The sequence below is a fragment of the Cryobacterium sp. TMT1-3 genome (genome assembly GCF_004402315.1).
Taxonomy (GTDB): Bacteria; Actinomycetota; Actinomycetes; order Actinomycetales; family Microbacteriaceae; genus Cryobacterium; species Cryobacterium luteum.
Genome location: NZ_SOFW01000037.1, coordinates 184708 through 196517, shown reverse-complemented (window position 1 = coordinate 196517; position 11810 = coordinate 184708). Strand labels below are relative to the sequence as shown.

Here is an 11810-nt window from a genome sequence, read left to right as displayed (position 1 = left end):
CCCCCTGTGGCCCGTCCCCTGTGGCCCGTCCCCTGTGGCTAATTCAGGAAAATCTGTCGCATCTTGTCGGCCCGGCCCGTAGTCCCGCACCTGAGGACTGGCCGCACGGCCGGATCTCCTGAACTAGCCACGAGAATAACCCGCCAGCCCAGGACGCGCCGGCCCACGACCCGCCAGCGACGTTGGCGCGGAATGTTCTCGCCAGCCCGGGCGTTGGAGCGACCATGCCCCTCATCGGAGAATACGAACCAAGCACCTCCCAGTGGGTGCGCGACCAGGTCGACCAGATCGAGAAGTCCGGCGGTATGGAGGGCACGACCCTGCGCGGCATGCCCGTCATCGTGTTGACGACGGTCGGCGTGAAGAGCGGCAAGCTGCGCAAGGCCCCGCTCATGCGGGTCGAGCACGACGGCCGGTACGCCGCCGTTGCCTCCCTCGGTGGCAGCCCCAAGAACCCGGTCTGGTACGCGAACGTCGTGGCGCACCCCGAAGTCGAGCTGCAGGACGGCCCGCAGAAGTGGGACATGCGTGCTCGCGAGGTCACCGGCGACGAGAAGGCCGTCTGGTGGGAACGCGCCGTGGCCGCGTTCCCCGACTACGCCGCCTACCAGGTCAAGACCGACCGCGAGATTCCCGTCTTCGTGCTTGAACCCCTCGCCTAAGGGTGGCGAAGCCCAGCACCCGCACCCGCCACGCCTCCATCGACCGCATCACGCTGCCCGACCTCGACGAGGCCGACGGCTCCCTCCTGCGCTCCGGCGATGCCCGTGAGGCCGAGCGGTACACAAACGTTGACCTCGATGGCCGCGACCTCACCGGCATCTCCTTCGGCGAGTGTGAATTCAGCACAGCCTCCCTGCACGAGACCAGGCTGCGCGGGGCATCCTTTTCGGAGTGTCTCCTGGCCGACCTGCACGCGCCGGTGTTCAGCGCGCCGCGCTCCAGCTGGCGGGACGTGCGCATCGAGCACGCCCGGCTCGGTTCGGTCGAGGCGTACGAGGCGACGTTGCGCTCGGTGCACATCGACGGCTCCAAACTCGACTTCGTGAACCTGCGCAACGCGACCCTCACCGATGTGCTCATCAGCAACTGCATCATCGAGGAGCTCGATCTCGGCAGCGCCACCGTGCAACGCCTTGAACTGCAGAACTGCCGCATCGGCACGCTCGATGCGGGCGGGGCCAGGCTCAAAGACGTCGACCTGCGCTCGAGCGACTTCTCGGCGGTGCACGGCCTCGAGGGCCTGCGCGGTGCCACGATCGACGATGCCCAGCTGAGTCTGCTCGCCCCGCTGCTCGCCGCCCACCTCGGCCTGCGCGTCGAATAGCCCGCCGACGAGCGGATGCCGGGGAGCCCGCCCTAGGGGATCGCGGTCGCGGTCAGCTCGAGGTCAGACGTCGGGCGGTCGCGCTGGGTCGCGATCGCCGCTCCGGCGGCGACGCAGACGACGACGATGGCGATCTGCTGCAGCAGGGTGAAGGTCTCGCCGAGCACGAGAGCGCCGAAACCGGCCGCGATCACCGGGCCGAAGCTCGTGATGATCGCGTACAGCCGCGGGCTGATCCGTCGCAGAATGTAGGTGTCGAGCGTATACGGAAAGGCCGAGGACACGATACCCACGAGTACCAGCAGCCCGACCACGCCCCAGGTGAAGACCGAGAGATCGAGGGTGACCAGCGCGATCGGTACCACGATGATGAGGCTGACCACGCTCGCGATCGAGATGCCCTCAAGCCCGGCGAATTCCGTCGCCACGCGGCGGGTCAGCACGATGTAGCAGAACCAGGCGGCCGCCGCGGTGAGCGCGAGCACGATGCCGAGCGGGTCGAGCGTGCCGTCCGACCAGGTCAGTAAGAACACGCCCCCGGCGGCGGCCGCTGCGCAGACGAAGTCCAGGATGCGGCGGCTGGTCACCAGGGCGAGAGCGAACGGCCCGAGAAATTCGATCGTCGCCGCGACGCCGAGTCCGAGCATGCTGACGGCCTGGTAAAAGCTGAGGTTCATGACGGCGAGCACGACACCGAGGGCCAACGGTGGCCAGGTGTGGGCCCAGGTCAGGTTTCTCAGGCGGGGCCGGGCCAACGGCAGCACCACAATGACCATGACGATCTGGCGGGCCGCGACGACGAGGGGCGAGCCGACGACCGGAATGAGCAGTCCGGCCAGTGACGACCCGAAGTTGATGCTGACCTCGGTGGCTAGCTGCGCTCCGGCGCCGCTCAACTTCTCCCGCTGGGTACGCACACTGCTCCTGTCGGCGCCGTCCGGGCACCTCTCGACAGTACCGCTCGCGGCATCCGCTCGAGAAATGCGGAGGCCGCCTACAGCGCCAGCGGAACGAACTGGTATTCGCTCGTCAGGTGCTCGTGTTGGCAGGCACCGCAATAGAGCACACCGGAGACCCGCATGGCGTCAACCCGCGAGCAGCACTGGATCACCTTGGGGCCGCAGCAGGGGGAAATCACCATGTAGCCGCCCGATTCGGCCGGATCGTGACCGCTCAATCCGCGATCGTGATGCACGCCCTCGCAGGGCAGAAGAGAGTCGAAGTCGAGCTGTTCGACAACCCGATCGTCCAGTAGTACATTCATCATTTCGCAGCCGATCTCGGTGGTACTCAGCCGCCATTCTGGGCCACGTCATCCGGCGGCGACCAGCCCGGGTGAACGACGACCGAGGGTCGCCAGCACTACCAACCGGGGACCGGGGCTGGCACGAGGGTCGACGTCGGTACCAAAGCGTGAAGCCTCCTACGAGGTAGGAGGCTTCATGTCGACTACGTGTCTGTGTATAGTACGCTTTCATCCTGAAATTACCAGTGCCACTTTGCGTGCACCTACTTCGCGGACCGGGACCGGCTAGTGGAACACCGCACGGGAGACCACCGTCACCTCGAGCGGCACACCGTCGGGGACCACGAGCGTGAGTACCGGCGGGCGCCACCACGAGCGCAGCGTCACCGACGCGCTCTGCCCGTCAGCGGATGCCGCGCTCGTCACCGACAGCGCCTCGAACGAGTCGTGGGGCACGAGGCGCAGATACTCATCGACCGCGGCCGCCACGTCATCCGAACGCAGCCGGGGCCGTGGCCCGGCGACGCCGACCTGCACCGCATCCAGGGTGAACGCCTCGGATCCGGCGAGCGCGGCCCCATCGGCGAAGCTCAGCAACCGTTTGTGTTCGAGATAGAGCGACGTCGCCGACAGGGCCACGAGCACGAGGCAGAGCGCCAGAAAGCCGTAGAAGATGACGAGCAGCAGGGTGGATCCGTCCTGGTTCGATGTGTGCGGTCGGCGCCCGGTCATCCGAGGCCGCCGAACCTTGACACGATCTGGGTCGACGCCGCCGTCATTGGAATGCTCGCGCTCTGGTTCACGGCGAGCAGGTCGGGGACCAGCGGCAGAGTGATGCCGATGCGCACGGTGACCGTCACGAGGCCCCGACGGGTCAGGCAGTGACTCGCACCGCCGGCGCAGTCGATCTGCACCTCGGCATCACCCGGGTCGAGGCCGTAGTCCTCGAGCGCGAACGCCACCGCACGGTGGGCCCGCGCGGTGGCGGTGACCGCATCCGGAGACTGCACATAGACGCGGGCTGCCTGTCGGGCGGCGCCCTCCACGGCGAGCGCACCACCCTGCAACGCCGATAGCGCCAGTACCAGGTAGACCAGCGGAACCAGCAGGATCAGGCCCGCCGTGATGAACTCGAGCGACGCCGAACCCGATTCCGAGCCGCTACTCGAGCGTTTCGACCGCGGCACGAGCGACCACCTCCAACCCGCGTGGGGCCCCAAGCAGTCCCATCAGCGGCAGCGGCGCCCTCACCCGCACTTCGACCGTCGGGTATCCGGCGCTCACCCCGTGCTGGGCGGTGACCTCGGAGGCATAGCTCGCCCCGATGGCCGTCGTAATCAGGTCGCGTGTGCGTTGGGCTCCCGCTGCCAGGTTGCTGTCGGCGAGCGTGGCATAGCGGGCCCCCTCGGCGGCGGCGTCGAGCACGGTGTTGCGAATGTGCAGCGCGAGGGCGAGTTGCATGACCATGAGCGTCAGGAAGGTCAGAAGCGACACCACCATGACGAATTCGGCCACGACGGACCCCGCCTCGCCGCGCTGCCGGTGAAGGCGCAGCCGGGCGAGGCGCAGCATCCGCTCGCAATGCGGGTACATGCCGAAGGTCAGAAACTGCTGACGCGGTCCATGGCCTGCTGGAACACCCCGCTGAGGGCGGGGCCGGCGAGTGCCCAGATGATCAGAACCAAACCAGCGGTCATCAGGGTGATCAGCACCCAGCCGGGTACATCGCCCGTTTCATCGCGAAGCAGGCGGTTGAAGCGAAGCATCATTCGGGTCATCTCATTCTCTTTTCTTGAGGGGTGGATGGTGCTGTGGAAATCAGAACCCGGCCTGAAGCACAACGAGTCCGGGGAAAACAGCGAACAGAACGGTCATCGGAAGAATCAGGAAGACCAGCGGCACGAGCATCGCCACTTCTTTTTTGCCGGCCAGTTCCAGCAGCGTGCGCTTGGTCTGGTCGCGGGAATCCTGCGCTTGCGCCCGCAAAACCTCGGCGAGCGGCGACCCCCGGTCCAGGGCACCGGTGACCTGGTCGACGAACCGGGTCACCTCCGGCAGCTGGATGTCCCGTGACAGCGTCTGCAACGCCGCCGCGATCGGAACCCCGGTGTGCACGTCGGCGACCACCCCGGCGAATTCCCGCGACAACTCCCCCGAACTCGTGCGCGACACCCGGCGGATCGAATCCAGGATGCCTTCCCCCGCCGACAACGACAGGGTGAGGAATTCCAGAATGGTCGGCAGTTCACTGCGCATGCGGGCCAGTCGTGCGGCCGCTGCCCGCTGGAGCAGCCAATCCCGCAGCATGGCGCCACCAAACGAGGCCACGAACGGTAGGGCAAGGCGGGCGGGCAACAGCAGGTCCGGCAGCACCACGAGGGTGATCACCGTTCCGGCAGCGAAGGCCAGCAGGGCCCAGACGAGCTGAACAGAGCGAAATTCCAGGGCTGTCTTCGCCGACCCCGACTGGTGCAGGCGTCGCGCAATGGTGTCGCTGCCCCCGAGAAGACTCGACAGCCCCCGCGTGAGCGTACGCACCAGCGGCGCGAACAGGCTGCCCAGCACCGGGATCGGGTTCACCGTTCGCCGAGCCTGAACGCGGCGCGCTTCCGGGGAAATGTCGAGGATGTACGGCACCACCCGGTCCATCAGGCGCGGCCGGGTCAGCCGTGGCGTCAGACTCACGAGCGACCACAGCCCCACTCCGAGGGCGCTCCCGCACAGCACGGCCCACCCCAGGGCCGACGAACCCAGCGCGGCGCTCATCGGCCGCGCCGGTTCACGAGAACCACCGGCGTTCCTCGGGCAGGCGACCGAGGGCGATCATCACGCGATACGCGATGACCGACAGCGCGAGGCCGCTCGCGATCACGACGACACCGGCGGGCGAGTTGTAGGCGATGGCCGCTTCGGGACGCGAAGCGAGGAGCACCAGAATGATCCACGGCGCGGCGACTCCCAACCGGGCCGCGTTCACCACCCAGGACTGGCGGGCTTCCACTTCGAGCCGCACGGCGGCATCCTGGCGCAACCAGGCGGCCAGGCTGCGCAGCACGACGGTGAGGTCGCTGCCGCCGACCTCCCGCGCCATGCGCAGGGTCTCCAGAATGCGATCGGCGACCGGGTCGGCGAGGGAACGTTTAAGTTCGTCGACGCAGTAGCTGAAGTTGCCGGTGGCCCGGTACTCGCGCTCGAATTGCGCAAACGCCGTGCGGGTCGCGGCCGGCCCCGCCTGCGCGAGGCTGCTCACGCTGTCGGGCAGGGCCAGCCCGGAACGCAGCGCCGACACCAGGTGGTCGACGACATCGGGCCACACGGTGCGGTTGGCCCGACGCCGCGCTGCCGACCGCCACGACACGATCAGCCACGGCAACAGCAGCCCGGCCAGTCCGGCGACCGCACTGAGCGCGAGAACAGCGAAGATTCCGTGCATCAGTGCAGCGGATGCCACCCCCACGATCACCGACAGCGCCAGGAACGCGGGCACCGGCACCGCCCGCAGCCCGCCCTGAGCCAGGCGCACCCGCATCCGTTCCCCCACTCCGGCCCGCCTGGTTGCAGAATTCGCCGGCCAAAGGAACGGGGCGAGCACCAGCACCAGCCCACTCCCGAGTAGGCACCCCAGCACGAGAGTCATGCGGCTCCCTGCCGCAACACCGATGCCGGGTCGACGCCGGCCGCACGAAACTTGGCGAGTTTGGTGGGGTGGGAGCCGGTCGGTTCGAGGTGGCCGTGTGGCGACAGGAACAGGGGGCTCGCCTCGATGGTCGAGCCGGCGAGCTGGCCGCTCGGTGCGATGATCTCGGTGACCCGGCGGCGGCCGTGCCGATCGATCTCGCAGTGCACCACGATGTCGATACAGCCGGCCACCGTCGGCAGCACAAACGACGAGTCGATGTTGCGACCGGCCAGCAACGGCAGCGTTGAGAGCTTCGCGAGCGCGTCCCTGGCACTGTTGGCGTGAATCGAGCACATGCCGGGCAGTCCGCTATTCAGAGCGATGAGTAGGTCGAGGCTTTCGGCTTCGCGCACCTCACCGACCACGAGCCGGTCTGGACGCATCCGCAGTGACTCCTTGATCAGCCGCCGCAGGGTGATCTCCCCGGTGCCCTCGAGGCTCGGCTGCCGGCACTGCATCGCGACCACGTCACGGGCGGAGAGGTCGAGTTCGAAGGTCTCCTCCACCGTTACGATACGTTCGCCCGGCCGCGTCGAGGAGAGCAGGGCGTTGAGCATCGTGGTCTTGCCGGTCTGGGTGGCTCCGGACACCAGAATGTTCTGGCCGCCCAGCACACAGATTCGCAGAAAATCGGCGGCCTGCTGGGTGAGGGCGCCCAGCCCGACGAGCTGGTTCAGATCACGGATGCGCCGGGTGAACTTGCGAATATTCACCGCCCAGTATTTGCGCGTTATGTCGGGGATCACCACGTGCAGCCGGGAACCGTCCGGCAGCGAGGCGTCGACGAAGGGGGACGAGAGGTCGACTCGGCGACCGGATGCCTGCAGCATCCGCTCGACCAGGTCACGAACGTCTTGTTCGCCGAGCAGCAGCGTGGTCAGTTCGGGTACCCCGTCGCGTGCCACGAACACCCGCGCTGGGCCGTTGATCCAGATCTCTTCGATCTCGGGATCGTCGAGAAACGGCTGCAGTACGCCGAATCCGGTCAGCGCGGCGACGACCTCGCGGGTGGCCTGCTGCTCGTCGGCGATCATCGGGGCGCTCCCGCCGAGCGCCCGCTCACTGTAGCGGCGCAACTCGTCCCGCACGTACTGCTCCACCAATGCGTGGTTGGCCGCGAGGTCGACGCCCTCGCGGCGCACCCGCTGGCGCACCTGATCTGTGATGATACGAACGGCTTCGGTCATCCCCGCATGATGGCCTTATTTACCGATCTTCGTGCGATCTCTCCACAGGGCTTGTGTCTTGGCCCCCTGACCAGCAAAAATACCGACGGCAAAAAATAGGTCGCAACGGATGCCGGGGCATCCGTTGCGACCTAAGGCAGCGCTTGTGCTAGCGGGCCGACCATCCGCCGTCCATCGTGTAACTCGATCCGGTGACCATTGCGGCGTCGTCGGAGGCGAGCCAGGCCACGAGGGAGCCGACCTCGGATGGTTCGACCAGCCGTTTGATCGCACTCTCGGTCAGCATGATCTTGCTGAGTACCTCGGCCTCCGGAATGCCGTGCACAAGGGCCTGGTCGGTGATCTGCTTCTCCACCAGCGGCGTGCGCACATAGCCGGGAGCGACGCAGTTGCTGGTGACCCCGTACGCGCCCCCCTCGAGGGCAGTCACCTTGGACAGGCCCTCCAACCCGTGCTTGGCCGAAACGTAGGCGCTCTTGAACGGGGAGGCTCGAATGCCGTGCACCGACGACACGTTGATGATTCGCCCGAACTTTGCCGCGTACATCTGCGGCAGCGCCGCCCGAATCAGCAGGAACGGTGCCTCGAGCATGAGGGTGAGAATGTTGTGGAAGTCGGCCGGATTGAAATCCTGAATCGGGTTGATGCGCTGGATTCCCGCGTTGTTGACCAGAATATCGACGCCGTGCAGCGCGGTCGCGAGGGTGTCGTCGGTGAGGGCGTCGGTATCCATCAGGTTGACGGTCCAGATTGATCCGCCCACCTCGTCGGCCAGGGCGGTGGCACCCGCGGTATCGATGTCGGCGACCACGACGTGCGCGCCGCGGGCGGCCAGCGCCCGAACAACGGCGGCGCCGATGCCGCTCGCACCACCGGTAACGAGGGCGCGACGCCCGGTGAGGGGCTGCTCGGCCGTTCGGACGGGCACGGTGCTAGTGCTGATGGCGTCGGTGAGGTCAGTCATGGTGTTCCTTTGATCGCGTGATCGCTGCGGGAAGGGTCGGCGAGAGGCGGGGTGCCGTCGACACCCCGCCTCCTGCGAGCCGGGTTACTTGAGCCGGGTCAGTTGCCCGTGCCGACGGGCTCGAGCCCGTGCTTGCGGGCGTCCACGGCGTCGACCTCGCGCAGTGACACTCCCTTGGTCTCCTTGAGGGTGACCACGGCAACCACGGTGATGGCGCAGGCGATCATGATGTAGATCGCGACCGGAACCCAGGTGTTGTACTCCTGCAGCAGTGCGGCGGCGATGATCGGTGCCATCGATCCGGCCAGAATCGACGTGACCTGGTAGCCGAGGGATACACCCGAGTAGCGCATGCGGGTCGGGAACATCTCGGCCATGATCGCGGGCTGACCGGCGTACATCAGGGCGTGGAAGCAGAGGCCGACCGTCACGGCGAGAATGATCAGCACCGGGTTCAGGGTGTCGAACATCGGGAAGGCGAAGAATGCCCAGCTGGCACCCAGCACAGCTCCGGCGAGGTAGACGGGCTTGCGACCGAGGCGGTCGGACAGCCGGCCGACCTGCGGAATCACGATGAAGTGCACGACGTGGGCAATGAGCAGGGCGACCAAGAGCTGGCCGGTGTCGTACTCGTGCACTGTCTTCAGGTAGACGATCGTGAAGCTTACGATGATGTAGTACAGGATATTTTCGGCGAAGCGCAGTCCCATGGCTCCGAGGATGCCCTTGGGGTACTTCTTCACGACCTCGAGCACGCCGTAGTTGACGGCCTTCTCGGCCTCAACCTGGGCACGGGCCTCGAGGAAGATCGGTGCTTCGCTGACGTGCGTGCGGATGTAGTAGCCGATCACGACGATGATTGCGGAGAGCCAGAACGCTACCCGCCAGCCCCAGCTGAGGAACTGTTCGGGCGGAAGGATCCAGGTCATGGTCAGCAGTACGAGGGTGGCGAGCAGATTTCCCACCGGAACGGCGGCCTGGGGCCAGCTCGACCAGAAACCGCGGGAGGCGTTCGGGCTGTGCTCGGCGACAAGCAGAACGGCGCCGCCCCATTCGCCACCGACGGCGAAGCCCTGAATGAAACGGAGGGCAACGAGCAGGGCGGGTGCCCAGTAACCGATGGTGTCGAAACCGGGCAGGCAGCCCATGAGGAAGGTAGCGGCACCGACCATGATGATCGTCACCTGCAGGGTGTGCTTGCGGCCGAGTTTGTCACCGATCTGGCCGAACACGATGCCACCGAGCGGGCGGGCGATGAAGCCCACCGCGTAGGTGAGGAAGGCCGCGATAATTCCGTCGAGTTCGCTGCCGGCGTTCGGAAAGAAGACGGTGCCGAAAACCAGGCTCGCGGCAGTGGCGTACAGGAAGAACTCGTACCACTCCACGACCGTTCCGACCATGGAGGCGGCGACGATTTTCTTGAGGCCGGATTTTTCGGTTTCACTACCGGCGCTGCGAGCGGCCTTACCGGAACCGGCAGTCCCCACGCGTTGATTGACACTCATTGTCTGTCTCCTTTGTGTCGTCGATGACACGTACTTGGCCTGAGAGGTGTGCGGGAAGAAATTGGTCGTTCTAACAGAAGCACGACTTGACTGAGTATTCCCGCAGGACGGGCGGGCAACAAGAGCCAAAACGACAGAGCCCATGTGCATAATTGCAGATATGACCTTTCCGCCGGCTGGCACCGCCCCCACTCCCGATGACCTGCTCATTTTTCTGGCCGTCGCGCGCACCGGGCGATTCACGACCGCGGCGGAGAGCCTGGGGCTCAACCACACCACCGTGTCCCGGCGCATCGCCGCCCTGGAAAAGGCTCTCGACGGTCGTCTGCTGGCCCGCGCCCTGGGCGGCTGGGAGCTGACCGAGCTGGGGCTGCGCGCCCGCACCGCGGCAGAGGGGGTGGAAGCTGCTGTGACTCTGCTGCGCGGTTCCGAGGACGACGCCCAGCAGCTTTCCGGCGTCGTGCGTATGTCGGCTACGGACGGCTTCAGCGCCTACATCGCTGCTCCGGCCGTTGCCGCTCTGCAGCGACGGCATCCGCTGTTGCGGGTCGAAATCGTCACGGTCACCCGGCGCGCCCTGCAGCACCGTTCGGGACTCGACATCGAAATCGTCGTCGGCGAACCTCAGGTGCACCGGGCGGAGTCGATTCTGCTCGGTTACTACAACCTCGGCATGTACGCCTCCCGCCGGTACTTGCAGGGGCACGGCACCCCGACCACGATTGCCGAGCTGACCGAGCATCCGCTGGTCTATTTCGTGGATTCCATGCTGCAGGTCGACGATCTCGACGCGCCGCGGCGATTGGTGCCAGCGATGCGTGAGTCGCTCAGTTCCACCAACGTGTTCGTGCACGTGGAAGGCACCCGGGCGGGTGCCGGAATCGGTTTTCTGCCCTGTTTCATGGCCGATCAGCATGCGGATCTGGTGCGTCTGCTGCCCAAGGAGTTTCAGGAACGGCTGCCGTACTGGATGGTCGTGCGCAGCGAGTCGTTGCGACTGCCGGCGGTGGCAGCGCTCGTGGGAATGATTCGCGCCCAGATGGAATCGTTCTCGGCAGCGCTGCTCGGCGACGGCAGACCCAGCCACGTAGACTAGGACCACACCGGCGGGAGTGGTGGAATTGGCAGACACGCAGGATTTAGGTTCCTGTGCTTTCGAGCGTGGGGGTTCAAGTCCCCTCTCCCGCACATGGTCCAGATTTCAGCACTAGACAGCACGTTGAACGACGTTCTCTCGCACACGGGAGCCGTTTTGTTCTACCTGCTCATTTGGGGTCTGGTGTTCGCCGGTACGGCACTCTTTCTGGGCGTGTTCATACCGTTCATCACCGGGGACTCGCTCTTGTTCGGTTCCGGGCTCGTCGCCGCCTCCACCGGCAATATCAACATTGTGATCCTGGTGATCGGCACCGGCATTGCGGCGTTCCTCGGCGACCAGGTGGGTTTTCTGCTCGGCCGCCACTACGGTCGCGGCTACCTGGAGCGGCACGGCGGCCGACGCACCCAGGCCGCGGTCCTCAAGACCGAGTCGTTCTATCGCAAATTCGGCTGGTGGTCGGTAGTCGTCGCCCGGTTCATACCGTGGGCCCGGGTGTTCGTTCCCGTCGTCGCCGGCGTCGGCCGCATGAACTATTACAAGTTCCTCTCCAGCAACCTGCTCGGCGCACTGTCCTGGGGGGTCGGGCTCACCCTCACCGGCTACTACGCGGCGACGATTCCCGGCGTCAAGAGTGCGGCCTACATCATCGCGGGGGTACTCATCACGGCCTCGATCGTGGTGGGGTTTCGCACCTGGCGCCTCGACCGCGCGCAGCGCAGAGCGGATGCCGCCGCCTGCGACGACGCACCCCTCTTCGTTCCCTGACCACCCCGATTCGGGGGTGTGACGACGGGCACTTTCTC

At 66.3% G+C, this 11810-nt stretch carries 15 protein-coding genes and 1 tRNA gene; 5 read left to right on the top strand and 11 right to left on the bottom strand.

Annotation, left to right across the window (positions count from 1 at the left end; all coding sequences use genetic code 11):
- Positions 1–224: 224 nt before the first annotated feature.
- Both E3O25_RS13225 and E3O25_RS13220 read left to right on the top strand, forming a co-directional pair.
- A complete protein-coding gene (locus E3O25_RS13225; protein ID WP_092108483.1) occupies positions 225–662 on the top strand; it encodes a nitroreductase family deazaflavin-dependent oxidoreductase in 438 nt (145 codons plus the stop codon).
- 2 nt (positions 663–664) lie between these two features.
- Positions 665–1327: a pentapeptide repeat-containing protein gene (locus E3O25_RS13220; RefSeq protein ID WP_241983903.1), complete on the top strand. Its 663-nt coding sequence runs from the start codon at positions 665–667 to the stop codon at positions 1325–1327.
- Positions 1328–1359: 32 nt separating this feature from the next.
- Here E3O25_RS13220 and E3O25_RS13215 read toward each other — a convergent pair whose 3' ends face one another.
- From E3O25_RS13215 to E3O25_RS13170, 11 genes are all read right to left on the bottom strand, one after another.
- Entirely contained in the window at positions 1360–2244 is an 885-nt protein-coding gene (locus E3O25_RS13215) for a DMT family transporter (RefSeq protein WP_092108481.1), read from the bottom strand.
- A 77-nt stretch (positions 2245–2321) separates the two neighbouring features.
- A complete protein-coding gene (locus tag E3O25_RS13210) occupies positions 2322–2594 on the bottom strand; it encodes a hypothetical protein (protein ID WP_092108479.1) in 273 nt (90 codons plus the stop codon).
- A gap of 264 nt (positions 2595–2858) precedes the next feature.
- A complete protein-coding gene (locus tag E3O25_RS13205; RefSeq protein WP_092108477.1) occupies positions 2859–3305 on the bottom strand; it encodes a pilus assembly protein TadG-related protein in 447 nt (148 codons plus the stop codon).
- A complete protein-coding gene (locus E3O25_RS13200; RefSeq protein WP_092108475.1) occupies positions 3302–3760 on the bottom strand; it encodes a hypothetical protein in 459 nt (152 codons plus the stop codon). Before E3O25_RS13200 ends, E3O25_RS13205 begins: the two co-directional genes overlap by 4 nt.
- Entirely contained in the window at positions 3735–4166 is a 432-nt protein-coding gene (locus tag E3O25_RS13195) for a TadE family protein (RefSeq protein ID WP_241988593.1), read from the bottom strand. The genes E3O25_RS13200 and E3O25_RS13195 overlap by 26 nt, the downstream gene beginning before the upstream one ends.
- Before the next feature lie 8 nt (positions 4167–4174).
- The gene (locus E3O25_RS17015) at positions 4175–4351 is read right to left on the bottom strand and encodes a hypothetical protein (protein ID WP_166787722.1); all 177 of its coding nucleotides are present in this window, start codon (positions 4349–4351) and stop codon (positions 4175–4177) included.
- Between the two features lie 40 nt (positions 4352–4391).
- On the bottom strand, positions 4392–5339 hold the full coding sequence (locus E3O25_RS13190) for a type II secretion system F family protein (protein ID WP_092108471.1): 948 nt from the start codon (positions 5337–5339) through the stop codon (positions 4392–4394).
- Positions 5340–5352: 13 nt separating this feature from the next.
- Positions 5353–6210, bottom strand: coding sequence for a type II secretion system F family protein (locus tag E3O25_RS13185; RefSeq protein WP_092108469.1), 858 nt, complete (start codon positions 6208–6210; stop codon positions 5353–5355).
- On the bottom strand, positions 6207–7439 hold the full coding sequence (locus tag E3O25_RS13180) for a CpaF family protein (protein ID WP_092108467.1): 1233 nt from the start codon (positions 7437–7439) through the stop codon (positions 6207–6209). The genes E3O25_RS13185 and E3O25_RS13180 overlap by 4 nt, the downstream gene beginning before the upstream one ends.
- A 148-nt stretch (positions 7440–7587) precedes the next feature.
- Positions 7588–8403 carry a 3-hydroxybutyrate dehydrogenase gene (locus tag E3O25_RS13175; RefSeq protein WP_092108465.1) on the bottom strand — a complete coding sequence of 272 codons (816 nt, stop codon included), beginning with the start codon at positions 8401–8403 and terminating at the stop codon, positions 7588–7590.
- Positions 8404–8501: 98 nt separating this feature from the next.
- Positions 8502–9908 (bottom strand): MFS transporter, encoded by a 1407-nt coding sequence (locus E3O25_RS13170; RefSeq protein ID WP_092108463.1) that lies wholly within the window; start codon positions 9906–9908, stop codon positions 8502–8504.
- Positions 9909–10068: 160 nt separating this feature from the next.
- Between E3O25_RS13170 and E3O25_RS13165 the strand changes: the two genes are divergently transcribed.
- From E3O25_RS13165 to E3O25_RS13155, 3 genes are all read left to right on the top strand, one after another.
- Complete coding sequence (locus E3O25_RS13165) at positions 10069–11004, top strand: LysR family transcriptional regulator (protein WP_241983901.1); 936 nt, start codon at positions 10069–10071, stop codon at positions 11002–11004.
- A 10-nt stretch (positions 11005–11014) separates the two neighbouring features.
- Positions 11015–11096, top strand: a tRNA-Leu gene (locus E3O25_RS13160).
- A gap of 1 nt (position 11097) precedes the next feature.
- A complete protein-coding gene (locus tag E3O25_RS13155; RefSeq protein ID WP_134361341.1) occupies positions 11098–11772 on the top strand; it encodes a DedA family protein in 675 nt (224 codons plus the stop codon).
- The last annotated feature ends 38 nt before the right edge of the window (positions 11773–11810 follow it).